This is a genomic window from Alteromonas aestuariivivens (assembly GCF_003367475.1).
Taxonomy (GTDB): Bacteria; Pseudomonadota; Gammaproteobacteria; order Enterobacterales; family Alteromonadaceae; genus Alteromonas; species Alteromonas aestuariivivens.
This window is the reverse complement of the sequence record NZ_QRHA01000002.1, coordinates 320,866-345,279: the sequence shown is the minus strand read 5'-3', so window position 1 is coordinate 345,279 and position 24,414 is coordinate 320,866. Positions and strand designations below refer to the sequence as shown.

23 protein-coding genes are annotated in these 24,414 nt (G+C 55.2%); 6 read left to right on the top strand and 17 right to left on the bottom strand.

What is annotated here, in order from left to right; genetic code table 11:
• Positions 1-49: 49 nt before the first annotated feature.
• Together DXV75_RS04335 and DXV75_RS04330 are read left to right on the top strand one after the other, a co-directional pair.
• Positions 50-487 (top strand): RidA family protein, encoded by a 438-nt coding sequence (locus tag DXV75_RS04335; protein ID WP_115592149.1) that lies wholly within the window; start codon positions 50-52, stop codon positions 485-487.
• 49 nt (positions 488-536) lie between these two features.
• Positions 537-1,139 (top strand): YigZ family protein, encoded by a 603-nt coding sequence (locus tag DXV75_RS04330; RefSeq protein ID WP_115592148.1) that lies wholly within the window; start codon positions 537-539, stop codon positions 1,137-1,139.
• On the opposite strand, the gene DXV75_RS04325 is transcribed toward DXV75_RS04330, so the two are convergent.
• The 15 genes from DXV75_RS04325 to DXV75_RS04255 all read right to left on the bottom strand — a co-directional run bounded on the left by DXV75_RS04325 (position 1,120) and on the right by DXV75_RS04255 (position 16,411).
• Entirely contained in the window at positions 1,120-2,103 is a 984-nt protein-coding gene (locus DXV75_RS04325; protein ID WP_115592147.1) for an AgmX/PglI C-terminal domain-containing protein, read from the bottom strand. The genes DXV75_RS04330 and DXV75_RS04325 overlap by 20 nt on opposite strands.
• Positions 2,100-2,606: an ExbD/TolR family protein gene (locus tag DXV75_RS04320; protein ID WP_115592146.1), complete on the bottom strand. Its 507-nt coding sequence runs from the start codon at positions 2,604-2,606 to the stop codon at positions 2,100-2,102. Before DXV75_RS04320 ends, DXV75_RS04325 begins: the two co-directional genes overlap by 4 nt.
• Positions 2,603-3,196, bottom strand: coding sequence for an ExbD/TolR family protein (locus DXV75_RS04315; protein ID WP_115592145.1), 594 nt, complete (start codon positions 3,194-3,196; stop codon positions 2,603-2,605). Before DXV75_RS04315 ends, DXV75_RS04320 begins: the two co-directional genes overlap by 4 nt.
• Positions 3,197-3,201: 5 nt before the next feature.
• Entirely contained in the window at positions 3,202-3,867 is a 666-nt protein-coding gene (locus DXV75_RS04310; RefSeq protein WP_115592144.1) for a MotA/TolQ/ExbB proton channel family protein, read from the bottom strand.
• Positions 3,868-3,972: 105 nt separating this feature from the next.
• Positions 3,973-4,281 carry a hypothetical protein gene (locus tag DXV75_RS04305; RefSeq protein WP_115592143.1) on the bottom strand — a complete coding sequence of 103 codons (309 nt, stop codon included), beginning with the start codon at positions 4,279-4,281 and terminating at the stop codon, positions 3,973-3,975.
• A gap of 1 nt (position 4,282) precedes the next feature.
• Positions 4,283-4,990 (bottom strand): tetratricopeptide repeat protein, encoded by a 708-nt coding sequence (locus DXV75_RS04300; RefSeq protein WP_115592142.1) that lies wholly within the window; start codon positions 4,988-4,990, stop codon positions 4,283-4,285.
• The gene (locus tag DXV75_RS04295; RefSeq protein WP_115592141.1) at positions 4,977-7,889 is read right to left on the bottom strand and encodes a tetratricopeptide repeat protein; all 2,913 of its coding nucleotides are present in this window, start codon (positions 7,887-7,889) and stop codon (positions 4,977-4,979) included. Before DXV75_RS04295 ends, DXV75_RS04300 begins: the two co-directional genes overlap by 14 nt.
• Positions 7,886-9,919 carry a coiled-coil domain-containing protein gene (locus DXV75_RS04290; RefSeq protein ID WP_147291793.1) on the bottom strand — a complete coding sequence of 678 codons (2,034 nt, stop codon included), beginning with the start codon at positions 9,917-9,919 and terminating at the stop codon, positions 7,886-7,888. Before DXV75_RS04290 ends, DXV75_RS04295 begins: the two co-directional genes overlap by 4 nt.
• A 9-nt stretch (positions 9,920-9,928) precedes the next feature.
• Positions 9,929-10,468 (bottom strand): hypothetical protein, encoded by a 540-nt coding sequence (locus tag DXV75_RS04285; protein ID WP_245953109.1) that lies wholly within the window; start codon positions 10,466-10,468, stop codon positions 9,929-9,931.
• 11 nt (positions 10,469-10,479) lie between these two features.
• Positions 10,480-11,616 (bottom strand): DUF3570 domain-containing protein, encoded by a 1,137-nt coding sequence (locus tag DXV75_RS04280; protein WP_245953108.1) that lies wholly within the window; start codon positions 11,614-11,616, stop codon positions 10,480-10,482.
• Complete coding sequence (locus DXV75_RS04275) at positions 11,603-11,851, bottom strand: DUF4266 domain-containing protein (RefSeq protein WP_115592139.1); 249 nt, start codon at positions 11,849-11,851, stop codon at positions 11,603-11,605. Before DXV75_RS04275 ends, DXV75_RS04280 begins: the two co-directional genes overlap by 14 nt.
• Positions 11,852-11,854: 3 nt before the next feature.
• The gene (locus DXV75_RS04270; protein ID WP_115592138.1) at positions 11,855-12,373 is read right to left on the bottom strand and encodes a TlpA family protein disulfide reductase; all 519 of its coding nucleotides are present in this window, start codon (positions 12,371-12,373) and stop codon (positions 11,855-11,857) included.
• A gap of 15 nt (positions 12,374-12,388) precedes the next feature.
• Positions 12,389-13,012 (bottom strand): outer membrane beta-barrel domain-containing protein, encoded by a 624-nt coding sequence (locus tag DXV75_RS04265; RefSeq protein WP_245953107.1) that lies wholly within the window; start codon positions 13,010-13,012, stop codon positions 12,389-12,391.
• Positions 12,982-13,716 carry an SH3 domain-containing protein gene (locus DXV75_RS04260; protein WP_115592136.1) on the bottom strand — a complete coding sequence of 245 codons (735 nt, stop codon included), beginning with the start codon at positions 13,714-13,716 and terminating at the stop codon, positions 12,982-12,984. The genes DXV75_RS04265 and DXV75_RS04260 overlap by 31 nt, the downstream gene beginning before the upstream one ends.
• A gap of 4 nt (positions 13,717-13,720) precedes the next feature.
• Positions 13,721-16,411: an HzsA-related protein gene (locus tag DXV75_RS04255; RefSeq protein ID WP_245953106.1), complete on the bottom strand. Its 2,691-nt coding sequence runs from the start codon at positions 16,409-16,411 to the stop codon at positions 13,721-13,723.
• A gap of 394 nt (positions 16,412-16,805) precedes the next feature.
• On the opposite strand from DXV75_RS04255, the gene DXV75_RS04250 reads away from it, so the two are divergent.
• The 3 genes from DXV75_RS04250 (at position 16,806) to DXV75_RS04240 (ending at position 22,020) form a co-directional block, all read left to right on the top strand.
• On the top strand, positions 16,806-17,924 hold the full coding sequence (locus DXV75_RS04250; protein ID WP_245953105.1) for a hypothetical protein: 1,119 nt from the start codon (positions 16,806-16,808) through the stop codon (positions 17,922-17,924).
• Between the two features lie 3 nt (positions 17,925-17,927).
• Entirely contained in the window at positions 17,928-20,387 is a 2,460-nt protein-coding gene (locus DXV75_RS04245; protein WP_115592135.1) for a LamG domain-containing protein, read from the top strand.
• Positions 20,388-20,463: 76 nt separating this feature from the next.
• Complete coding sequence (locus tag DXV75_RS04240) at positions 20,464-22,020, top strand: hypothetical protein (protein ID WP_425451677.1); 1,557 nt, start codon at positions 20,464-20,466, stop codon at positions 22,018-22,020.
• 232 nt (positions 22,021-22,252) lie between these two features.
• Here DXV75_RS04240 and DXV75_RS04235 read toward each other — a convergent pair whose 3' ends face one another.
• Complete coding sequence (locus DXV75_RS04235; RefSeq protein ID WP_115592133.1) at positions 22,253-23,215, bottom strand: FAD:protein FMN transferase; 963 nt, start codon at positions 23,213-23,215, stop codon at positions 22,253-22,255.
• Between the two features lie 123 nt (positions 23,216-23,338).
• Complete coding sequence (locus tag DXV75_RS04230) at positions 23,339-23,767, bottom strand: organic hydroperoxide resistance protein (protein WP_115592132.1); 429 nt, start codon at positions 23,765-23,767, stop codon at positions 23,339-23,341.
• Positions 23,768-23,890: 123 nt separating this feature from the next.
• Between DXV75_RS04230 and DXV75_RS04225 the strand changes: the two genes are divergently transcribed.
• Positions 23,891-24,355: a MarR family winged helix-turn-helix transcriptional regulator gene (locus DXV75_RS04225; protein ID WP_115592131.1), complete on the top strand. Its 465-nt coding sequence runs from the start codon at positions 23,891-23,893 to the stop codon at positions 24,353-24,355.
• Positions 24,356-24,414: the final 59 nt, after the last annotated feature.

The following is a 24,414-nucleotide window of genomic DNA, read 5'->3' as shown; positions in this document are numbered from 1 at the left end:
TTACGAAAAGCTGGTACAAGAATTAACCAAACAGTGAAACGGAGTCTGCATGCGTTTGTCAGCTTTACTACTTACCAGTTTTTTGTCTCTGCCTACCTTGGCCGAAGATAACACCATTCAATATTACCCCAGTGCCAATCCGGACGCGCCTTTTTCGGTTGCTACCCAGGTCGGTAATACGGTGTATCTGTCTGGCCAGATCCCACTGGATGAAAATGGCAATCTGCCCGAAACCATGGAAGCCCAGGCCCACCAGGTAATGAAGAATGTACAGGCAGCAGCAAACGCCGCTGGTGTCACACTCAACGACCTGTTCAAATGCACGGTGATGATCGACGACATTGCCCTGTGGGGTGAATTCAACAAGGTGTACATTACCTATTTTGAACGCGGGCGCCTGCCTGCACGCAGTGCCTTTGGTGCCGACGGTCTTGCCATGGGTGCCATGCTGGAAGTGGAATGCATGGCATTCAAGAGTACAGACTAACCGCTATCCGTCTGTACGCAGGGGATTTTACCGGTATAATCCGGCCACTATGAGTTATCCCATTCCCGAGTCGCCGGTAGAAACCCTGCTGGAAATCAAAAAAAGTAAGTTCATAGCCTACGCCAGCCACGTTCCTGACAGGGAATCGGCCATGCAGGTGCTGGCGGGCGTAAAAAGCACCTATCCGGATGCCCGTCACCATTGTTGGGCGTACCTGCTGGGCAACCCCTATTCTCCCGCCAGTGCCGCCATGTCGGACGACGGAGAACCCAGTGGCACCGCAGGAAAACCCATTCTGAATGTGCTGCAGCACAAACAGGTTGGCGACATCATGCTGATTGTCACGCGCTATTTTGGCGGTATAAAACTCGGCGCAGGCGGCCTGGTCAGAGCCTATTCCGGAGCGGCTCAGCAGGCGATGGAACACCTGCCGGTAAAAACCCGGGTTGCGCTGAACAAAGTGGCGGTGGAAGTGGATTTTCGCCACGAACAGTATTTACGCCACTGGGTATCGGAACACGAGGGACAGGTAACCAACTGCCAGTATCAGCAGGCCGTAACCCTGACCCTGGCACTGCCCGCCTCCGCGCTGAATGAACTGGAGGCGGTGTGCGCCAGCCTGGGAGCCCAAATCAGTAAGGAAGGAAGTTAAACGCGTACTCCAGTTCGGTCTGGGTAACCGCCTCGTTGCCGAAATTTATCATTGACACCCGGGCTCGCAACTTTGCTTCCAGGTCGGGATTATTCAACTCACTGCTTACAATGCTGATAGCCGAGATTTGCCCGCTGGGTTCAATGGTCAACTTGAAGGTGACTTTTCCCTGCAAATCAGGGGCCTGACGCAGTGCCCGTCGATACAACGCATACACCGCGCCTTTGTTGGCGTCCAGAATTTTGCGAATCGACTCCAGATCACGATTACCGATCACCTCGGATTCCACTTCAACCTGTTTGGCTGCCAGCTTGGCGGCTCCTTCTGTGGGTGCCGACAATTGCGTCGTCTGACGGTCTTCGAGGCTGCCCCGCGAACCAATATTCGAACTCACTTCAGCGTTGGCGACACCACCGCTGGTCTGGGTTACCGCCTGGCTGCTGATCGTCTTGCGCTGAGTCACCTTGGACTGCCCGGCGCCCTCGATGGTTTGGGAATTTGCCGCACGGTTTACCGATGTCTGTTCACGCATGCCCATCAGTTCATCCGAAAGCGCAAGCAACCCTGACTGACTGGCCTTCTCTCTGGCCTGTTCGGTAGTTTGCTTTTGCTGCACCGGTTTGGGTTCAGCCACTTCAACCGGTTTTGGCTTGGGCTTTGGCTTGATTTCTGGCTTTGCCAGCGCTTTTTCTTCAACCTTCTTTTCCGGCTCTTTTTTGGGTTCAACCTTCGGTTCAGGTTTGGGCTCAATCTTTGGTGGCTGTGGCTTGGTGATCAGGCGCGCCAACTGGGGCGGCAGCTTTTCCTTTTCCGCCCTTGGAATTTCAGGCACGGTATACAGCTTTACCACACCGGCCATCAGCAAGGTCACTACCAGCGCTGCCGTGGTAATGCGGTTAAAACGCTGATTGTCCTTCTCGGTCGAAGACCAGGGCAGCTCGGTATTAAGGGTTACGGTCGTCATTGGCCCACTCCCGCCGCCACAGCACTGCTTTGCTCCACCGCCAGAGCCACATCGGTGTAGCCCGCCTGGGAACAGGTTTGCAAAATGCGCTTGAGTAACTGATACGGAATTTCTGCATCGCCCATAATGGTAATGCTGCGAGGTGTTTGCGCCGGCTGCTGGGATTTACTGTTCTGGTAGTCAAGCTCTTTGGCCAGTGGCGCAATTATGTCAGAGCCTGACGTCAGCAACGCCGGTACCGAAGCCAGCTTTTGCCCCTGCAACAACAGATCTTCGCCGTTCACCATCACCAGCAGGGTTTCCTTGGCCGGTGTGGTAGCCGCAGATTTCGGTAACGTCACAGACTTGTGGTTATCCAGCACCTGCACATCGGACGAATTGAACATCAGGAAGAACACCAGAATGGTAAAAATATCCATCAACGAGACCAACGACAGTTTGGTCTGTTTGGAACGACGCTCATGGTTTCTGGCCATACGTTTGGCCCGTAATGACTGCTTCACTGTGTCGCCTCCTGTGATTCAGGCTGCGATACTGACTGACGAGCCAGGATCTGTTCAAACGACGCCAGTTCACCGGGAATGTCTGCAAACGACACCTGTGGGAACAGTTCTGCCTGCACCACCGATGCGGCAATAACGTCATCGTAGGAGCGGGTGAATTCCAGCAGTGCAATCACATCCTGGTAGGCAACCTCGTCATCTATCAGCAAGGTTATGTCCTTTTTGTCGACACCTTTCCCAAGCAGGGTTTGTTTGACCTGCCTGAGTACCAGTTGAAGCCCTTTCCAGTCCTGGTGCGCTGTCTGGCCTTCGCCTTCGGAGGCAACCAGAGGCAATTTCCTCACCAGATGCCCCTGCGGGTAAAAAACCGCCAGCCCGCTGGGAGATGCCAGCACTTCCAGCTGCTTGCTTTTGATTTCCGCGGTGTCGGTGATCCCGGCAATGCCCGGCAGCTGCAATTCCACCACCGTGATGCGGGAGAACACCATCATCATCAGCAGCACCGGCACCAGTACGATCATCAGGTTCATGAACGACGTGATGTCCAGTTCCGCTTCAGTGCGGCTTGGCTTTTTCCGTCGACCCATCATAACAGTTACTCGTCAGAAGCGCGGGTGGACGCCGACACACCCTGACGGGACATCAGCAGGTTAATGCATTTCACTCCGGCCATTTCCATGCTGTCGACGATTTCGGTGGTTTTGGTCTGTAACAGCGAGTGACAGGCAAGCAATGGGATAGCCGCTATCAGCCCGAACGCAGTGGTGTTCATGGCCACCGAGATACTTTGTGACAGCAGGCTGGCCTTTTCAGCCGGGTCGGCATTGGCAACGGCGGAAAACGCCGCAATCAGGCCAATGATGGTACCCAGCAGCCCCAGCAGGGTGGAAATGTTGGCCAGCGTACCAAGGTACGGCGTGCGCTTTTCCAGCCTGGGTATGGTTTCCATCAGCCCTTCTTCCATGGCGTATTCCACATCCTCACGGCGCGGGCTCAGTTTCAGACGGGCGATCCCGGCAGCAATCACGCGGCTCACCGGCGCACGGTTTTGCTGGCCAAGTTGCAGTATCTTGTCGAACTGCCGGGCACTCAGCATAGGTTCAATTTGCGCAAATGCTTTTTTGTTGGTGCGTCGGGCACTGCCCAGAAACACAAAGCGTTCAATGGCAATTGCCAGGCCCAGGGCCAGAACAATGGCGATAGGGAACATAAATGGTCCGCCTTCCTGAAAGAAGCGCACCACAACATTTAAAAAATCCATAACATAGCCTCATAAAATTCGATTACGTTTTTCTGAGGCTAGTTGTACCTTAATTTGCCGGGCTGTTGGTTATTCCACCAACAACACAGGGAGCGGGGTTTATACCTATTGAGCCTGCGCAGACGCTGTAATTTCGGGCTTTTCGGAAGATTGCCCCAGTTGTTGAATAAACTGGTTACGCTCGATCATTGCCGGCACTGACAGCTGTGGCTGCCAGCTTAGTGCGCCATTGATTTGGCGGTGTTGCGGCAGTTGCCAGGGCACAATACTCAGCACCCTCGGCTGTTCCTTGTTGGCGCGGATAGTGGCCTCCAGCCGCAATGGTTCCGAATTGGCCCCATCCTGCTCTGAGGCAGCCAGGGCGTTACCCATCCCAGCCAAAGTGCTAATCAACACGAAGAAACTCAGACGCATATTATTTTCCTCCCGGTGCCACTTGGCTCTGGTCATCGGTGGCTGCCTCTGTCAGTTGACGGTTAAGCTGAGCCTGCCAGCGTGCCAGTTGTTTACCGCTGTCGGACTGCAAAAATTCCTCGGCCCCGGCGCTTTTGAGTTGCTGGTAGCGTGTATAGTCGGCGAGTGCGGCGGCTTTGTCGCCGAGGTACAAATCATACAAAATACCACGGTTCAGGTAGAGCGGTGCAAATTCCGGCCAGGCGCTCTGGGCTGCCTGGTAATGATTGAGCGCCTGCTCAAAGTCGCCTTGCTGACGATACCACTGCCCCAGGCGGGTGTGGGCCTGGTAATTATCCGGGTTTACTGCAACGGCTTTGAGCCACGCTGCGGCGCTGTCTTGCGTCTGCTCCATTGCCTGGTAAATATCCCCTTGCAACACATACAGATTGGAACAGTCAGAGCAGACGGCAATCAGCCCTGTGACGGTACTCAGCGCTTCGGCGTACTCCTGCCCGGAGAATGCCTGCAATGCCGCCGAGAGCTTCCCGTCAGCGGAAGAAGGCAATGACTTACGGTTTTGAGCAAAGCGGTTGAGCGAGGGCTGCTCTGGCGTTGGCTGTACCTTATTAACAGCATGCTCCAGGCCAGCCTGTTCTTCCGAAGTTGAAGCGCAGCCTGCCAGCAGGCCGATGATGGTTGCCAGTAGCAGTGGCTTAGAAATCTTCATGACCCAATTTCTCCTGCTGTTCTTCTTTTGCGTAATTTGCCGGCAACAACTTCGCCAGTACTTTAAAACTTGCATCCACCCAGCGGTCGTAAACCCCTTGCCAGCTGCGCTCGGCATTGGCTTCAAACAGGCCAATAGCCCGTTCTTCAAACGGGTAGGCCTGCTCTTCCAGCAGAATGTCGTACTGCATCTGTTCCATCTCGTTCAGCCCCGCCGGGCGCTCTGAATCCATCAGGTCGCGAGCCAGCGTCAAATACAGTTCGGCAAGATGATGATGGGCTTCAGTAGTGTATTCACGCACACCATAATCCATTACCCGCTCAAGGCGCTTGATGGCGGTATCCAGTGCCTCGCGCTTGCTGGCCAGGCTGGCTTTGAGCGGAGCCGTGAGTTTTATACTGTGATATCTGGCCCGGGCATCCTGGGCAAATACACTCGCGGCCATTGCGGCCAGGGTTTGTGACCGGACGGTGGCGTTGCTTCCCGCATCATCGTGGGCCTGCATCAGTTTATTCAGCCAGAACCGGCGCTTCTGGTCGTCCCGGCTTTGCAGGTAGTATTCACTCAGAATGAAGCGGGCTTCAATGGCCTCATCAAACGGTTTTGGATAACGATGGGCGTAATTCCGGTACGCAGACAATGCCTTGTCGGCTGCACCTGCCTGCTGGTAATAACCCGCCGCGGTCCACAATGCCTCACGGCCAGCCTCTGAATCACCCTGCGATTGCCACGTTTTCATCAGATAGTCCGCCGCAGCCACCCACTGGCCGGTCTGTTCATACAGATACAACAACCGTGTCGGGATCTGCTCTGCCAACGGAGAGGCCGAAAAACGCCTAGCAAAATCCTGCAGCAACGCCTGGGCTTCGTCGTACCGCTTCAGCGCTATCAGGTGAGTTGCCGCATCAAACTGGGCATTCAGCCGGGTGCCTGTCGCTGGGGCCTGCTGAATGATCCGTTTGAGCAACACCACTGCCTGTGCCAGTTGCTGCTGTGCCACCGCAGTTTCCGCCTGACGGTACAAACTGACGGAATAGGCCTCCATTACCTCGGAATAGCGGCTGTCCTGTTTGCTCAGAGAGGCAGCTAGGTTATGTAACGCCAATGCCGCCCGCGGGTAATCCTGCAGGCCATACAGACTGTATGCCTGCACCATTTGGGCGGCGCTTGTGACCTTGGCATCCACGCCACTTTGCCCGGACTGTTTGCGGGCAATCAGCCACTCGCTCCAGCTCAGGGCATCAGCATAGTTACGGGTATCAAAACTGTTTTGCATCAGGGTTTGTGCCACCGACACAACCCGGGGGTCGTTTTCAAAAGTATCCACAAACCGGCGCTGGCTGCGCTGCTTGCCCAGCTGCCAGTTCTGAATGTCCGGCCCCGTTGAGGGCTGGCCCTGGCGGTAAGCCAGTAACGCTGAATAAGCTGCATCTGCCGCTTTAGGATGGGCCGTGTGCTGGTAAGCGAACGTTTCATAGGCATCAATTGCCTGGGCATACTGCTTAGCCTCAAACAGGCTCTCGGCCAGATAGAACTGCATGTCTACGTATTCTGCCGCCTGTGGGAACAGGTCAATAAATTCGCGGTAATAACGGGCAGCAATTGCATAAGCCCGGGTTTGCGGTTCACTCAGGGGGGTATTACCCTGCTGGCTTTTGCCTTGCGAAGCCGCGTAGGACTGCGCCAGACTGTGATAGCTTTTGGCCAGCTCAATCAGATAGTCATGCAGATAGGGCCCGGCCTGTTTGTTGCGCGCCTGCGAGGCCTCTGCCCAGCGCCCCTGTTCTGCGCCGAAGGCCGCCACAAAATTCTGCTTCGCCTCCAGTGCCAGTGTCGGGAATTTGCCCAGCAGGTATGCATCCACGTGCTTTACGTAAAACTCAACCGCCAGTGGGTGGCCAAGGTTATGCTCAGCAAAGGCCAAATAGGTTTCTGCGGCATCCTGGTAACGATCATTGTTCAGGTGCTGTTGCGCCAATTCCTGGTAAACCAGATATGCGTGTGAAGGTGCCTCATCGGCGTAAAAATCGAGGATGGCTGCGCCGTTGCCCTGATAGGAGAACAATAGCGCCATAACTCTGAGACTGTCGCCAACCAGTTTACCTTCACCGGCTGACAAGTCCTGCACATTCGGCAATGCATCTGCCGCCGCCCATGCAGAGAAACTGACACCCAACAGCACATCAAATGCTTTCAGGGCCCCCGCATAGCGTTCCAGCTTGAATTGTGCCCAGCCAAGCATGTAAGCCGACATGGCGTAAAACGGGCTGGCGCTATCGCGCTCAAGCACCTGTCGATAGGCCTCACTGGCGCTGGCATAATCGCCATCGCTGTAAAAGGCTTCACCTCTTCTGAACCAGGCTTCACTGGCATAGGGGCTCTCTGGCGCAAGTTCCAGCAGGCTTGCCAGTGTCCGCGCACTGAGCTGACGCTGGCCCTGAAGGTCCTGCGCGCGGGACAACTGGTAGAGGATCTCTGTACGGCTTTGTTCGTCGGGGTACTCTTCCAACAATGCCTGATAAGCATCTATGGCGCGCTGCCAACCTACAGCAATTGCCTCAGCATCGGTTCCGGACATCTGCTGTTCTTCCGCCAGCAACATTTCCACGTCAGCCAGCCTCAATCTGAGCTGCTGCAATAACTGTGGGTCCTGCAGCTCAGCTGCCAGGCGGCTGTAACCGTCGCGCAATACCAGTAAATCCTGGGCTGGCAATTCGGTCGGCGTCACTTCCAGTGGCTGAATTTCCAGCGCTTCAACAAGCGGAACATTGCGCTGTACAGCCGTTTCATCGTGAATACTGCTATTGCTCTGACAGCCGCCAAGCACAAGGGAAATCGCCACTGCAAGCGCGCTTTTATAGCCCACCGTGCGTGATCGGATTGTGCAATTCAAGCTCATGGTTGCGCTCCTGCCTGAACGGTAGCTGCGTTTTCCTGATTTGGGTCCTGTAATTGCAGCAGGGCAAGCTCACTGTGGTTCTTCTGCTGTTTGAGGTATAGCGCCCGCTGTGCCAGCAAGGCGTTTGCCCTGCTGCTGAGTGCATCTACCAGCCGCAGCTGAATTGAACGGGTTTGCGCAAGCTGCGCTGCCACTTCCGCTTTATGCTGGTTAACCCTGTCTCTTTGGGCATTGTAAAGATCGGGCTGATTGAGCAGAGTACGAACTCGGGTGTCCTGCTTCAGCGTTGTGGCATATTCATTTTTCAGCGATTCGACAGCGCGCTGAAGTTCAAATGCTCTGGCCGGAAATGCCTCATGCAACTGCCAGAACATCAGCCCCTCAAATCGCTCGAGCCGCCGGGAATAGTCTTCCGACATTGGCTGGGCGGAACTGAGGTGATCAAAGCGCTGTTTTGCCTGCGCCAGGCGCTCAATAATTTTTCGCTGTTTGTCATCGGCAAAAACCGCCAGGTGGGCAAACAGCCCTGTTAAACTGTCTTCCTGTTCAGCGCCATTGCGGGCCTGCTGTAATCGCCCTTCAAGAGCATCCATCTGTGCTTTGAGGTGGTTAAGATCGGTTTCAGGGCGCTGTTCGGCCATCGCCCGAATGCGCGTGAGATGTTCCTGCTCCCGTTCATCCACCAACAGGGCGTATTGGCCGAGCTTGGTGTACTGGGCCTGCAACAGCGCTTCAATGCGGTCAAGTTCTGTCAATTGGCTCAGCCATTGCTGCCCGCTGTGTTCGGGAGTGTCCGTCAACAGCTGCTGCAGCAAATCCGCGTGCTCCTGTGGCCACAAAGCGGGCGCATCTGCTGAGTCGCCAGAGTCACCGGAGCCGGGCTGCTGCCGGGCCAACATCAGCCAGTAGCTGAGATCTTTGGCAGTGTCCTGCAGACGGATCAGGCTGGCCAGCGCCTGATCAAGGCGACCGGTTAATGCACTGAGTGCCTGCGCAGCCTGTGCCATACCCTGCTGTTGAACAAACCCGACAGCCAGCGCATGCTGGGCCTGCAGGGTAAAAAGGTTTTCCGGCTGCTGGCTTAAATACTGCCAAATACCCAAAGCCATGGGCCAGTCACCAGCTTGTGCCAGTGACCAGGCGTAACTGAGCAAGGCTTCGTGCTGAACCACCGACTGGCCCTGAATTTTACTAAACGCCCGGGTGGCTGATGAGAGTTGCTCGCGGGCAAGCAATGTTTGCCCGAGGCTGAGCTGAATACGATCTGCCAGCGCCTGGTATTCTTTGTCGGACATCACGGCAGTTTCGCCAGACCAGGACAGCCAACCGGCTAACCAGCCCGCTTCAGAGGAAGCCGGCTGCAGCCTGGCAAGACGGGCAGCCGCGTGTTCGAACTGGCGTTGGGCTTCAGCCAGGTTGCCCTGTTCATAAGACAGCACAGCCTGATTGTATTGCAGATACACACTTTCCGCCGAGTCCTCTGCAACGGCGTTAAATGCTGCACCGTCTGCACCTGTCAGAATGGCCTGATAAGCCGCCTGATAATTGAGCTGTAACCACTGGGCATCGGTAACAACCGAGTCATCCTGATTCGGCGACTGGCTCAGTAAAGCCTGATAATTTGCACTGGCAGCCTGGTAGCGCCCCTGCTGAAAATTGAGCCGGCTCAGCCAGTACAGAGCCAGCGAACGGATTTCCGGGTTAGACTGCTGGTCTTCCAGCAGTGCACTTAGCTGCTGCTCTGCCGTTGCCGTCATGCCATACGCGAGTGTCAGGCCGCCCCCCAGTAACTCAGCCTGCTGAGCGTGCTGTTCCGACATGCCTGCCTGCTGTGCCACCGCTATCTGGGTAAGGGTCGCCAGCGGGTCGTCCTGGTAAAGGGAATACACCACTTCGCCAAGATGAATGCGGGACATTGCCGCTTCGCTGTCAGTTTCGGCCCACACTGTGCTGGCCGTGCCACAAAGCCCGATGGCGGGCAGCAGCAACATGCAACACTGGCGGGAAACGAATCTGGTCAATTTGCCCATGGGAATGCCCTACAGTACCGTGGCGATAAATTCAGGCTGCTGGCGGGCCGATGAATCCACAATCGACAACTCCAAAGCCGCAGGTTTGGCAGACTTGTCAAATTCGACGGTGACCGCCCTTTTGTATGGGCGTGACTCGGGCCCGATGCCGGTAAACACGGCGGTAAGGGTATGTTCCCCCTGATTCACATTGCCGACAAACAAGCGCTGCACACCACCACGGTAGAGGGCATCAACCTGCCGCTGGGTATACAGATAGTGGGTGACCGTATCGCCATCAACCTTCACTTCCACCGAATCGAGATTGAAAAAGTGGCCAACGTCCATCGACAGGTATACAGCCACCTGGGTGCTGGAAGGAAACAGCAAATCCTGCTCAAGAATGAACAAATCGCGGTTAAGCTGGATAAGCGCCTTTTTTAAATCTTCCACTTCTGCGGCCAGGGGTTTCGCTTCGGCTTCGGCACTGTTTTGCGGTTCTGCCTGAGCCGGCCCCACCAGACACATCGCGAGCAACATACCCCACAGACGCTGTTTAGTAGCTTTCATCGCACTTTCCTCTAATACCACACAGACACATAAAGACGCACCACATGGGCGCTGAAGCCAAACAGCGCTTCTTCACCCACGGGCGCGTCGTCGGTCACGTCGCGGAAATCGTCATAATCAAAATTTAAAAAATCGTATTCCAGGTTTACGCTGCTTTTCTGCACCAGCTTGTCCTGGCCAAACTGCCATTCATAACTGACCGCCGCCCCGGCTGATACACCGGCGTAAGTACTGAGTTCCTTGTCCCTGGCCATAAAGTTGAACTCCTGCGCTCGGCGAAACAGATCCTGGTAGAAATCCGCTTTATCCTGCTGGTAATGGCGCAGGTGCACATCCACAATCCAGTGAGCACCAAAGGTGTGGATGTAGCCCAGCTTGGCATTAAACGCTTCAATACCCCAGGTGTCGCTGTAATAGCGCATATCGCCGTAAATACTGGCCCGGTAGGGCAAATAGTAATTGGCGTTCACCGAGAAAGCGTTGCTCACCCGCGTGTTGGGGTACACTTCGGTGGTGAACGAGAAACCCTTTTGGCTGTCGGGATCAAGATATCGAATCGAGCGATAGGGGTTATTGAGGTAGCCTTCGTCTGCCACATTCTCGGCATTCACCCCCACTATGAGGTTTTTGGTCATTACCTGGGTAAGCCCGAAACCAAACTTCTGGCGCTGGGCCTGCTCGGCAAAAGACGCATCGCCGGTTTTACCGACTTCGTCCTCGCCTCGGGAATAACTCAGAGACAGGGTGGTAAGGTCACCGAAAAAATCCTGGCTGATTCCCACATGAAACGAGTTGGCTTCAAAATCGTTTTCTGACGAGTTGGTATAGCTCAGGTTGAGCAGCGTCTTGTCCTGAACGTAGTCCACACCAACGGTGGTTTCCGTGCGCTCTTCCTTATAGGGGCTGGCCGTTGCCCGCACATCAATAGACGCCCCGGAGATGGCGTCCACATAATAGTTAGCGGAGAATGACCAGTTATTACCTGCCTTTTTACGCAGTAAAATCGATGGGCCGTCAATTGAAACACCGTCACCCGAATAACTGTGGTACATGGCGTCGGCACGGTCCTGAGGCAATACCGCAGCCTCAGCTTTACCTGCAAGCAGTAAAGTAACGGCCAGCAGCCAAAGACGGTTAGTTGCAGCCACAACCACCTCCTGCGCCACCGTCTGCCCCCCTAGCCCCTTCACGGGCTTCGAACACGTGCTTGGTATAGGCCGATGCCACCGGATTGCGGCTCTGGCTCATAATAGGGTCTGCAAGATGGCTGCGTTCGTAGGGTTTGACCCAGGGCTTAATGTCACTGAGTGTGGACACACACCCCGTATTCAACACCAGCACAACCGCTGCACCAACGCATTTCACCGCCTTGAGCCAATCCATAACTTACTCCCGCAGCAGGGCGTTCAGCGCCTGCTCATATTTAGCTTCATCACCGGATTTGTAACCCTTGTGAACCAGGCGTGCATTACCAAAACGGTCGATCAGCACAGTCGTCGGCATCGCCGATACGTCGTACAGTTCACTGACTTCCCCCTCTGGGTCGAACAGCACCGGAAAGCTCACTTCAATGTCTTTTAGCAGGGTATTGGCTTTGGCCGGGTCATCGTCTACGTTCACAGCCAGTACGGTAACGCCCATATCGGCATAGGTCTGATACATCTGCTCAAACGCTGGCAGTTCTTCCCGGCAAGGGCCACACCAGGATGCCCAGAAATTCACAATCACCACATTGCCTACCTGCTCGCTGAGGCGCAGGTTGTCACCGCTGCGGCTTTTCAGGACGAAATCCGGCGCCGGGCTTAGTTCAGTCGTGGCGGCCTGGGTTGCAGTGGTTGTCATGCCCAGCAGTACCAGAACCAAAATCGCTACCGCTGCAAAGCTCTTTTCAGGTTGTAGTCGCATAAATCTCTCCGTCGATTAAAAAAACAGGCTGACACCCAGGGTGTACTGCATGTTATGGGTTTCTTTCTGTTCACCAATCAGTTCACTGCTGAAAATACGGTCACGGGCATCCAGTCGCAGCGCCAGATAATCGGTCAGCAACAACCGGTAGCCGGCTCCCAGAACCAGAGTAAAATGGCTGTCGGCAGCAAAGTCGGTGTTGCCGCCACCCAGCATAAAATAGAAGTCACTGTTCAGCGCACGGCCCTGGGACACGAACACTTCGCCGTTAAACTTGTAGCCTATGGCCAGGTCGTAATAGCGGTACTGGCGTTCTTCGTCTGTCAGAAACTGGGCGCCACCGGACAGGATTTCATAACTGGTCTGGCCGGCTTCAGCCTGTCCGTAAGCCATTTCAGCAAACAGGTTTTCACTCACGTGGTAAGTCAAAGACGCGCCCACCAATACACCGGAAGAAAAGTCTTCCACGCTCACCTGGCCGGCAAACAGCGCCACTTCGAAATTTTCGCTGTCAATGTCCGCTTCCGTGATGTCGCGGCGTTCAAGCTGCGGTTCAATCACCACCTGATCCAGGTTGGCCGATACCGGCAGGGTCATTAATAAGGTGCTTAGAAAAACACCGAGAAACCGAGTTGCCACTGGTTTAACTCCTCTAGGTCATCGCGCGCGGTCAGTGCCGTCAGGCGTTTGTATTCAAGCCGTGCGGAAAAATTTCGCAACAGGTAGTAGCGCGCCCCAAGGCCCACTTCCATCAAATCGCTGGTACGGGACTCCCCTCCCCCCTGAATAAGGGTGGTATCAGGGGTGGTTCGAATCTGGCCGAAACCCAGCGTCATATATGGCGACAGGCGCCACTTGGGAAAAATGAAATGCTGAACACGCACCAGCCACAGCTGGTTTTCAGCGTATTCGCCAAGGGCCTGTGTGGCACTGACTTCCGCCACAATGTTCTGTGTCATGGCCCAGGCAGCGCTGACCGACAGCGAGTTGCTGTTGTCCAGCCGCCCGGTGTACACACCAAATTCAAACGTGCGCTGCTGATAGTCTTCAAAACGGTATTCAGGCAGCGCTACTGTCTGGCCCGGGGCGATTTCAGCCATCACCAGGTCGTCGGCGACAATCCAGCCTTCAATGCCCTTTGCCGTGCGCACTTTGTACCAGCCAGTGCGGGTTTTCAGCACAGCGACCGACTGGCCCTGTTCAATAATGTGGAATACCGGATACTCACTGGCCGGGCCGCTGTGCATGTCCACATACGGTTCCACCACAGTCACCTCCAGGATGTCTGCGCGGGCAGAAGCCAGTCCTAATATTACGATGCAGCACACCAGCAACCATTTCATCGGCTCAGTCCTGTGGTACATCAAAGGGGTTGTTGTAGTACTGGGCACCGATATCCAGCCATTCAGCGAGCAAACGCTGCTCAGCAGGCGTCATCCAGCCAGCATGACTGCCGGTTTCCAGCACACGGAAAAGACGGAAACTGGCTTCCGCACCACGCACAGTTGCCGGCTGTGACAGGTTGACCGTGCTGGTTCGCTCAATCGGGTTGCCGCTTTCGTCCAAAATCAGTTCGCCGTTCTCATCCAGCTCATACAGCGGATTGCCATCTTCATCGGTCACAACCACCAGCCTGTCCACCAGCAGTCCATCGACAATCTCCTGTTCGTTGTCGCTGTAGAGCAATTCCCGGTAGCTGGTCATCAGCTTGGGGTCATTGCTGGAAGGCCGGCTGGTCAGCTCCAGTTGCGCAGCCGGAACCTGAGTGTTGCCGTCGGCGTCCATGGAGTTGTGGCAGCTCACGCAGGTATGGTCGGCGACCTCCAGACCGTTTTCATCGGTAACCATGCGCGGCAAATCAAACAGTGGCTGGATGTGCTCGGGAAAATTGATGGTAATGCGGCAAAGCGATGTCCAGTTTTGCGCACAGCTTTGCGAGATTGGCAATGGCGTTTGCAGATCAGCGTAGGCCAGCCTTATGGCTTCAGCGGGTTGTGTTTGCGCTGGGTCTGTCCACACATCCTCAAAAACCACATCCGCAGTAACGTACGAGTCCCCCAGCACCCGGGCACGGGCCTGGGCCATGGTGTCGCCGTAATCGGCAAAAATTTCCGGATTGGCTCCAGGGAATGGTGACCCATTCAGTGCAGCCCCCTGATTGATGGAAGGATTTTCAGCGTCAAGCCGACCATGGGGCACAGTGCTGTTAACCGTGTGGCAGCCATTGCAGGTTTTCACTTCTCCGGGGATAACCTGCAACCAGTTATCATGGCGCTGGCTGATGCGTTTTCCGTTTTCGTCCAACAGGCTGATGGCCAGAGGAACGTTTGCCGGCACCTCAATCCACACCGAACCATCCGGTTCAATTGGTGCATACCCAATAACGTCGCGCATCAACAGGTTGCGATTCGGGCCAAACGCAATATTGGGCACTTCCTGCACGTCACGCTGGGGGATAGACACGCTTTTGGTCACCCGTACAAAGCGCGCGCGGCGTTGTGAAGGCGATGTCTGACTGGGGTCGGATGTCGCTGCCAGGCCAAACGGGCTGGTATCGTCACCGTCAAGATCATAAATACTTTTTACATGCAGAACGCCCAGGTTTTCCGCCATCAGTTCCGCATCGAGCTGTTCGGCAGTGTAATCCGCCGGATAGGGCCGGGGCTCCATGGATACCACTTCGGTATAGGCCAGCCCTTCTTCCGGCAGGGCGATTACCTGCTGGGTTTCACTGGCCGGATCGTACATCCACAAACCGTACAGCAAAGGTGCAGCTGTATAGCGCTCATCACTCACGTCCACGTCGCTGCAGGGTAAATACTTATCTGCTCCGGTGGACGATGCACTGCTGTCCTGCACACGGCACTGGCTCCAGGCAAACAGCTGGCGACCGCTGCCATCCCACAGCGGGTAAACCGATGCGAAATACCCGCCCGGTGACAAGTCCGCTTCGGTATCTACGTTATCGAACAGGGCAGCAACCTGAGCAGGTCCCGTCAGGCTGTCGTTGCCGGCAATTGGCGTATGGGTGTCGATGTAGCTGTTCACATCCAGCAGCGCAAAATCCCCACCCAGGCGATCATTGCGATAATCACGCAGGGCAACCAGTACCTGCCCGTCAGGGGTTATCCGGCTTTGCACAAAATTTTGGCTGCGGCCGTTGAAGTCGTGGCTGTGACGGCCATAAAGCACTTCCAGATCGCTGCCATCGGGGTTCATACGGTAAAGATGTATGCCTTTATCACTTGCAGCGCGATCCCAGCGGCTGAACAGCACTTTGCCGTCTGCCAGAACGATGGGGTCGAGGTCATGGCTCTGGTTGAAAGATACCTGAGTCAGATTCTCACCGTTGGCATCCATAACATGCAACACCGACGCCTGGGTGCTGCGGCTTTCTTCCACGGCTGAAAACTGTGCCTTTCCTTCATCCAGCAAAATGGCCTGGTTGGTGCGCTGGCGGGTAGAGGAAAACAGAATGCGACCATCCGGCAGGTATACGGGGGCGGTGTCCTGGCCAGCTTCGGCAACAATATCCGAGCGGATGATTCTGGTCAGTTCATCGGTGGTACGATCGTATTCCCAGATGTTCCAGGTTGGTTGTTCGTCGTCATCCAGCCCTTCAATTTCTGGTGCCCGCAAAGCAAACAGTAACCGCGTACCGTCGTAGGAAACTTCCAGATCCTTGACATCGTACTGGGGGCGTTCGCTTCCCGCGTCCTGGCTATCCGTTGCACTAAACAGTGCGTCAGTAATGTTTCGGACTTCGGCACTCACCGAAGCACGGGTTTTAATGTAAAGCCCCGCTCCGGGGAAAAACAGTTCCGGCCGGCGTAAATCGTTTTCGCGGATGCTGCCGTTTTCATCCACAGGGATGGAGCGTTTGATAAAAGCAATTGGTACGTCCACTACCACCGGGTCCGGCTCGTCACCGGACTGACTTACCACCGACTCGCCACAGCCCAATAGCATGACTCCCAGCCCGGATAGAATCAGGGCCCGGCGTAACAAGCGGAATTGGCTGGCGCAACGTTGCTTCATGGGTACTGCACTTTTTTATGTCGGTGATAAAGAAAAGGTGTGCCATGTGTGGCAGGCTCAGAATTTCATTCCGGCTGTACAAAAACAACACTGGCGTCCATATAAGGGAATGGCATTTAATACCTTAACAGCGCCCCTACACGCCTGATATACAGAGCCTCAAGCCAATTTAAAGCTATCCAATCTCATACCTAACTGCCCACACCACTATTTAACCCTGTTTTAAGACCTGCTTTTATTCGATGCATGCCAAAGGCTTGAGGAGACAGCGGTGCAAAATTTCGGTGGAAAATCGCATTTACGACGGGTTTGTGGACGATGCAAAGGCTGGCTGATCTTATTCAGCAGCCTCGCGTTAGTGTGCCAGGTGCAGGCTGGTCCACGGGAACAGGCCATGCGAATGCACGACAGGCTGACCGGTGTACCTGCAAGTGCGGCCGTGCTGGATGAAATGGAAACGCTGATAGCCAACGGCCAGGATAACGAAGCGGCGCAGTTGGCGATGCAAAACCCGGCCTTTTACAATGTCACCCTCAAGCACTGGATCACCCCCTGGACCAATGAATCCTTCGACGTATTTGCGCCACTTAATGATTACACCGCCACCGTAATAGGGGTTATCCGCGATGATGTGGATTTCCGCCAGATACTCAGTGGCGACCTCATCTATGTGGGCGACGATTCTCTCGGCCTGCCGGCGTACAGCAATTCCAGTAATAGCCATTACCAGGCAATGGAAGACACCCACACCGATTTGAAAGCGAATCTGGTCCGGGCACAACAATCCAGCGTCACTGGCTTGCCAACAGAGGCAACGGCTGGCGTACTGACCTCCCGCGCCGCGGCCAAATCCTTCTTTAAGGACGGCACCAACCGCGCCATGTTCCGCTTTACCCTAATCAACCATTTGTGCACCGATATGGAAGGTGTAGCCGATATCACCCGGCCGCCGGACCGGGTTCGCCAGGACGTCAGCCGCAGCCCGGGCGGCGACAGCCGGTTGTTCCACAACAGCTGCGTAGGCTGCCATTCCGGCATGGACCCCATGGCCCAGGCCTTCGCCTATTACAACTACGCCTACGACACCGAAGCCGATCCGGACGGTCTCAACGGGCAGTTGAGTTACCACCGCGACGGCCAGACCGATCCGGAAACCGGCCTGCGAGTACAGGCCAAATACTGGATAAACAGCAACAATTTTGTGCACGGTTACATTACCACCAGCGATGCGTGGGAAAATTACTGGCGCTCTGGCCCTAATCAGAATCTGGGCTGGTCCGATAGTTTGCCCGGGCAGGGCGAAGGTGCAAAGAGCATGGGACAGGAGCTGGCCAACAGTGCCCGGTTCGCTCGTTGCCAGGTCAGTAAGGTGTTTGAGGAAGTATGTCTTCGAAAACCACAGGACGCCCAGGACCGCAACCAGATTGATTTCATCACAGACCAGTTTACTGCTAATGGCTACCGCATGAAACAGGTCTTTGCTGATACCGCCAGCTACTGCAAAGGAGAATAAGCCATGTTGTTACGCACTTCCTGTCTGGCGGCCATTGCACTGGCCCTGCTGAGTGGCTGTGGTGGCAGCGAAACCGAGGTTACTCCCACTCCACTGCCACCACCAACCGAACAACCGGTTCTTAATTACAGTGGGCCTGCGCCCTCCACCGAGGATGTCAGCCGTTTCAAGCAGGCATTGTGGGACAATACTGCCACCGAGGATCGGTGCGGAGCCTGCCACGTGCAGGGACAACAGTTGCCCTCCTTCGCCCGTAATGACGACATCAACGCCGCCTATACCGACACCGGCGGGCTGGTAAACCTGAGTGAACCGGGCGAATCCCTGCTGGTACAGAAAGTCGCAGGCGGACACAACTGCTGGCTGACCAGCGCTTCCGCCTGCGCCGATATCATGACGACCTGGATAAGCAACTGGGCAAATCTGGCTGACAGTGGAGCTCAGGAGACTGAAATAGAACTGAAAGCTCCCGTAGCACAATCACCGGGAACCACTCGAAACTTCCCTGAGTCTGCTGCGCAGTTTGGAACCACCGTCTATCCACTGCTACAGAATTTCTGCGCCGGCTGCCACACTTCTGACGCCAGCATTCCCATTGCGCCCTATTTTGCATCCGCCGACATCGACGAGGCCTATCTGGCAGCAAAAGACCGTATGAATCTGGACCTGCCAGGCAGCTCCCGTTTCGTCATACGCCTGCGCAATGAATTCCACAACTGCTGGAGCGACTGTGGCAGCGACGCAACGGCGCTGGAAAACGCCATTGCCGAGTTTGCTGACGCTATCCCGCTAACCGAACTGGCGGCGGAACTGGTGCATTCCGATGCACTGACCCTGTTTGACGGCACCCTGGCAAGCGGTGGTGGCCGTATTGAAAGCAACGTAATCGCCAAATGGGAATTTAAAACCGGCAGCGGCAATGTGGCCTTCGATACCAGTGGCGTTGAGCCTGCCCTGAACCTCACACTGAGTGGCGACTACAGCTGGGTCGGCGGTTACGGCATCCAATTGCTGGACGGCAAGGCTCAGGGCGCAACCAGCAACAGCAAAAAACTCTACGATCAGCTGGTAGCCACCGGCGAGTTTTCCGTTGAAGCCTGGGTTGCGCCAGCCAATGTGACTCAGGAGGGCCCCGCCAGAATCATCAGCTATTCCGGCGGCAAGGACAGGCGCAATTTCACTTTAGGCCAGACCCTTTACAACTACGACTTTTTGCTGCGCACTGGCCAGACTGACATCAATGGCGAGCCGGTGCTGAGCACACCTGACGCCGATGAAGTGCTGCAGGCATCCCTTCAGCACGTGGTTGCCAGCTACCACCCCACTCGCGGGCGTGAGCTCTACGTTAATGGTGAACTGATTGACGTCAGCGATTCCGTGGCACCCGGCAACCTGCTGGACTGGGATGACAGTTTTGCACTGGTGCTTGGCAGCGAGGTTTCCGGCGATTTCAGCTGGTCCGGGATCATCCGCATGGTCGCCATTCACAACCGGGTGTTGACACAGGAACAGATCAGCAAAAACTTCGAGGCCGGTATTGGCCAGAAATATTACCTGCTGTTTGGGATCGGCGACCTCATTGGTACGGAGCAAAGCTACGTGGTGTTTGAGGTAAGCCAGTACGACAGCTACAGCTACCTGTTCGCAGAGCCCTTTTTCATCAGCCTTGACGCAAAAGCAAGCTTTGACAGCTTTGCCCTGGAAGGCATGCGCATCGGCCTGAACGGTCGCGAATCGTTTGCCGGCCAGGTATTTTCGCGCCTGGCAACCACTGTTGATGCCCAGGCCTACACGGCTGGAGACGGTTTTGCGCTGTCACGCCAGGGCACCATCATTCCGGTTGAGAAAGGTCCGGCCCAGGATGAGTTTTTCCTGACCTTTGAACGGCTGGGGGAACATGAGAACGTGGTTGTCGAAGCGGAGCCCGCCCCCACTCCCGCTCCGGCTGATCTGGCACCACAAAGCCAGATTGGTACCCGAAAATTCGCTGAAATCAACGCCACCATGTCGGCGCTGACCGGTGTGGCCAGCTCACACACTGCCGTTGCTGACAGCTATGAAACCCTCAGGCAACAACTGCCGTCGGTCACCGGACTGGAAAGCTTTGTGGCAGCCAATCAGATGGCCATCACCCAGCTTGCCATCCGCTACTGCGACACTCTGGTTGAAGACAACAGTCTGCGCAGCAGCTACTTCCCGGATTTTGATTTCAGTCAGCCTCCGGGGGTGGCTTTCGGAGCAGTTAACCGAACGGGAGTCACAGGCCCTCTGCTCGAACGGATGCTGCTGAGCAACCTTGGCAGCCAGGCAGATACCACAGAGGTAGGGGTTGAACTGGACAACCTGATTGACCGCCTTTCCGCGTGTAACGGCGTCGCCAGCTGCGATGCAACCTACACCCGAACCATTACCAAAGCCAGTTGTGCCGCCCTGCTGGGCAGTGCAGTGGTCCTTGTTCAATAGGAGCGTTCTGATGGCTAAACTGACTTCCCACTATTTCAAAAAACGTACTGCCCAGGCCGCTACTGCAGATACGCCTATGTATCATCAGGATCACGGTAAACCTGTAACCCGGCGGGAATTTATTGCCCAGGGCTTTGCTGCGGGTGCTGCCACTGTGGTGGGCGGCTCGGCGCTCAGCCTGTTCGCCGCACCACGCCGTGCCCACGCCAGCCTGTCGTCGGACCTGGAAGCACTTCGGGCCCAGTGCGGCATCGCCACCCAGGGGGCCGGGAAGATCCCCTTTATCGCCTTTGATCTGGCCGGTGGTGCCAATATTGCCGGCTCCAATGTACTGACCGGAGGTCGTGGCGGACAACTGGACTTTCTGACCACGGCAGGTTACTCACGCCTGGGCCTGCCAGGCGATATGACACCCGCCATAGCCAACCCTGCCAGTGGGCTTTCGGATTTTATCAATCAGGAACTGGGGCTGGCGTTTCACAGTGACAGCGCATTCTTGCGTGGCATTTTGGACAAACTCAGTGTGTCCAACCGTGCCAACGTCAACGGCGCGGTGTTGCCCGCCCGTTCTGAAAACGATACCGGCAACAACCCGCACAACCCCATGTATGGTATTAACCGGGTGGGAGCGGACGGTTCCCTGCTAACCCTGATCGGTTCGCAGAATACCGAATCCGGCGGAAACTCCATGGCACCGTTTACCATGGTAAACCCCGCTGTACGGCCCACCAAAATCGACAGCCCTTCCGACGTTACCGGGCTGGTCGATACCGGCGACCTGATTGGCCTGTTGAGCCAGCAGGATTCGGTGTCGGTAATGGAATCCATCCAGCGCATCAGCGATATGAAGCTCAGCAGGGTCAACACCGGTATCAGCCGCGATGATGTCATCAAGGACATGGTACGCTGTGGCTACGTAAAAAGTGCCGACATTGCCGATCGCTTTGGTGATCCAAGCACACTGGACCCATATCTTGATGCCAACATTGTCGGCAGTAACGGCATATTCTCCGAACAGGAGTTCAACAGTGACCGGGAATTCCGCAAAGCCGCCTCGGTGATGAAACTGGTGATCAACGGCTTTGCCGGTGCCGGAACCATTACCATGGGCGGGTTTGACTACCATGATGGCAGCCGTGCGAGCGGCGAAATCCGCGACCTAAGGGCAGGGCGTTGCATGGGGGCATGTCTGGAATACGCCGCCCGCGTAGGTGTTCCGCTGATGCTGTATGTGAGCAGTGACGGCTCGGTTGCCAGTAACGGCATGATTGACGATTCGGTCAATGGGCGGGGCAAAGGTGTCTGGACCGGCGACAACTCATCAACGTCAGCGTCGTTTTTCCTCGTTTACAACCCTGCCGGCATGCCACAACTGATGGGCGCAACCACCGAGCAACAGGCCATACATCAACAAATTGGCTTTATGCGCAGCGACGGTTCGGTTGAGACCGGCTCTGCGCCATCCGCGAATAACGTTAACCTGCTGGTAGAAACCGTTATCCTGAATTACCTGGCCCTGCACGGAGAACAACACCGCTTTGCTGAATTCTTTCCTCAGCATGGGCTGGGCAATGCGGCACTGATGGACTCGCTGACGGCCTTTGAGCCCATTGTAAACGGCTCACTCGTCTGATTGGGAAAGAGTAAGGAAAGCCCGCCTGCGGGCTTTCAGACTGATAACAAACTACTGCGCTCGAAATTGCGGCGTTAAAAGTCTTCTCAAAATCCTCATTTACCATTTGTAAACTGCGGTTTTTCGGCGACTTTTTCCTTGCACTTTCTTCGCTCGCTACGTTTGTCTCCAGTCTGCAGAGTGTTCAATGTGAATAGCCAGACTCTCGTTAAACACTCTGCGGGCTTTCAGGTTATTGTGTCAAGCCACTGGAAAAATGCATGCGGCGGTGATCATCCAGAATGATTGCTTCCACTTCCGGGATCTGGTTGATCAAATCAATGCCAGCCTGAACACCAAGTACAAATACCGAGGTCGACAATGCGTCGTTGGTTGTGCTGCTGGGCCCCAAAATCGAGACCGATTGCACTTCATAGGTCGACTTACCGGTTTTGGGCGAAATTATGTGGTGATATCGCTGACCTTCTTCCTCGAAATAGCGCTCGTAGTCGCCGGATGTCGAAATGGCAATGTCGGAGAGCGGCAGCATAACAGCTTGCCGGTCCGGGTTACGGGGGTCGCGTATTCCCACCATCCAGGGGCGCCCCAGGCGGTCACCCAATAATCGGGTATCACCACCGGCAGTTACCATGGCGTGCTCAATGCCCATGGTGATGAGTTGATCCACCGCCTTGTCAACGGCGTGACCTTTGGCAATGCCGCCCAAATCAATTTTAACGTTCGGATGCCTGAAACGAATGCTGCTGTTGTGCTCGTCCAGCTCTAGATGACGGTAATTGATGGCGTCCAGATTGGCATTAATGGTTTGCTCGTCCGGCCTCTGGGCTGCGCGATAATTGTACAGAAAGCCCACGCTGGCGAAGGTAATATCAAATGCCCCACCGGTTTGCTGGCTGATTTTGTTGGCGTAGCGGATAAGATTGAACATCTCTTCACTCACCACAACGTCCTCGTTTGCTGCAAGGCGGTTGACCCGGCTGAGTTCACTGGAATCAATGTACGGGCTCATCAGCTGATTCACCCGCTCCATTTCGGCAAATACCGTATCGATGGCCTGCTGCCCCTGCCGGGCGGAATCCGCCCACACCTGAACTTCGATGTTGGTGCCCATTATGGCCGCATCATCGATAAACCACTCTGCCTGTGCAGCACTTGCCAGGCTCAGGGCTCCAAGGAGTAACCGTTTCAATCGCATCAACACTCGCCCAATTACCAGATCTGTATACCCTTTTGTACCACGTTACAGCGAAAACGCGGTGAGCCGGATTGATACCCAGGTATAGAACCCCTGTGGCAGTAAGGGGTTGGCAGGCCCTTACTACGCCAGCGTAATGTCGACTTCAATGTTTCCACGGGTGGCATTGGAATACGGGCACACCTGATGGGCTTTGGCCACCAGTGACTCAGCGGTGGGTCTATCCAGTTCGCCCAAATCCACGGTCAGCTTTACCGCAATACAAAAACCACTGCTGATTGGCCCGATGGAAACGGCACCCGTAACCTTGATGTCAGCACCCAATTTTATTTTCTCGGCAGCAGCAACATGTTTAAGCGCGCCAATAAAGCAAGCCGAGTAACCCGCTGCAAACATCTGCTCAGGGTTGGTGCCCTCACCGCCTGCGCCGCCCAGTTCTTTGGGCGTAGACAGGGTAACCTTCAGTTTTCCGTCGCTGGATTCAGCAATTCCTTCCCTACCGCCAGTGGCCGTAGCGGTGCCCGTATAAATGATTTCCTGAAGTGTATGCATAATGCCTCCTGTTAAAATAAATCAAATTGTATTTTGCATGCAAAACAAATATACGACACCAGTTCTTGAGAATCAAGTAATTTGCATGCAAAATTAAATAGCGCATTTCCCGGAACCCGAAGCATGAACGACAATCTCAAACTACAAAATCAGCTTTGCCACCGTTTTTATACCGTATCCAATGCCTTTTCCCGGGCCTATCGGCCGCTGCTCAGTCAATTGGGCATCACCTACCCGCAATACGTTGTTATGATGGCGCTGTGGGAGCAGGACGGAATAGCCATTAATGAACTGCTTAAACGCACTCACATTGACGGTGGGGCCATGAGTCTTATCCTGAAAAAATTGCAGGCCAAGGGCTTGATATCTGTCATTGAGGGCAAAAAGGATAAACGCAGCCGCTACGTATACCTGAGTGAAGCGGGTGCAGAGGCCCGCGAGCAGGCTGCCGATATTCCACAACAAATGCGCTGTCAGTTTGAAAAGTTGAATAGCGAGGAAATAAAGCAGTTATACACCCTGATCGACAAACTCTCGGATAATCTGCAGGAGATACTGTGCGCCCGTCAATCTCCTTCAGGCTCATAATATCGGTCTGAGCAGCAGCTAACCGGCCATACGCCACCCTCTTCCTGCGTGTGTTTATT

Coding starts and splice junctions, on each gene's coding strand:
- DXV75_RS04325 (WP_115592147.1), bottom strand. CDS start 2,103: ATGACGACCGTAACCCTTAATACCGAGCTGCCCTGGTCTTCGACCGAG.
- DXV75_RS04300 (WP_115592142.1), bottom strand. CDS start 4,990: ATGAAGATTTCTAAGCCACTGCTACTGGCAACCATCATCGGCCTGCTG.
- DXV75_RS04310 (WP_115592144.1), bottom strand. CDS start 3,867: ATGGATTTTTTAAATGTTGTGGTGCGCTTCTTTCAGGAAGGCGGACCA.
- DXV75_RS04290 (WP_147291793.1), bottom strand. CDS start 9,919: ATGGGCAAATTGACCAGATTCGTTTCCCGCCAGTGTTGCATGTTGCTG.
- DXV75_RS04270 (WP_115592138.1), bottom strand. CDS start 12,373: ATGCGACTACAACCTGAAAAGAGCTTTGCAGCGGTAGCGATTTTGGTT.
- DXV75_RS04230 (WP_115592132.1), bottom strand. CDS start 23,767: ATGCATACACTTCAGGAAATCATTTATACGGGCACCGCTACGGCCACT.
- DXV75_RS04335 (WP_115592149.1), top strand. CDS start 50: ATGCGTTTGTCAGCTTTACTACTTACCAGTTTTTTGTCTCTGCCTACC.
- DXV75_RS04295 (WP_115592141.1), bottom strand. CDS start 7,889: ATGAGCTTGAATTGCACAATCCGATCACGCACGGTGGGCTATAAAAGC.
- DXV75_RS04250 (WP_245953105.1), top strand. CDS start 16,806: ATGCGAATGCACGACAGGCTGACCGGTGTACCTGCAAGTGCGGCCGTG.
- DXV75_RS04240 (WP_425451677.1), top strand. CDS start 20,464: ATGTATCATCAGGATCACGGTAAACCTGTAACCCGGCGGGAATTTATT.
- DXV75_RS04260 (WP_115592136.1), bottom strand. CDS start 13,716: ATGAAATGGTTGCTGGTGTGCTGCATCGTAATATTAGGACTGGCTTCT.
- DXV75_RS04330 (WP_115592148.1), top strand. CDS start 537: ATGAGTTATCCCATTCCCGAGTCGCCGGTAGAAACCCTGCTGGAAATC.
- DXV75_RS04315 (WP_115592145.1), bottom strand. CDS start 3,196: ATGATGGGTCGACGGAAAAAGCCAAGCCGCACTGAAGCGGAACTGGAC.
- DXV75_RS04255 (WP_245953106.1), bottom strand. CDS start 16,411: ATGAAGCAACGTTGCGCCAGCCAATTCCGCTTGTTACGCCGGGCCCTG.
- DXV75_RS04245 (WP_115592135.1), top strand. CDS start 17,928: ATGTTGTTACGCACTTCCTGTCTGGCGGCCATTGCACTGGCCCTGCTG.
- DXV75_RS04275 (WP_115592139.1), bottom strand. CDS start 11,851: ATGGATTGGCTCAAGGCGGTGAAATGCGTTGGTGCAGCGGTTGTGCTG.
- DXV75_RS04285 (WP_245953109.1), bottom strand. CDS start 10,468: ATGAAAGCTACTAAACAGCGTCTGTGGGGTATGTTGCTCGCGATGTGT.
- DXV75_RS04225 (WP_115592131.1), top strand. CDS start 23,891: ATGAACGACAATCTCAAACTACAAAATCAGCTTTGCCACCGTTTTTAT.
- DXV75_RS04235 (WP_115592133.1), bottom strand. CDS start 23,215: ATGCGATTGAAACGGTTACTCCTTGGAGCCCTGAGCCTGGCAAGTGCT.
- DXV75_RS04305 (WP_115592143.1), bottom strand. CDS start 4,281: ATGCGTCTGAGTTTCTTCGTGTTGATTAGCACTTTGGCTGGGATGGGT.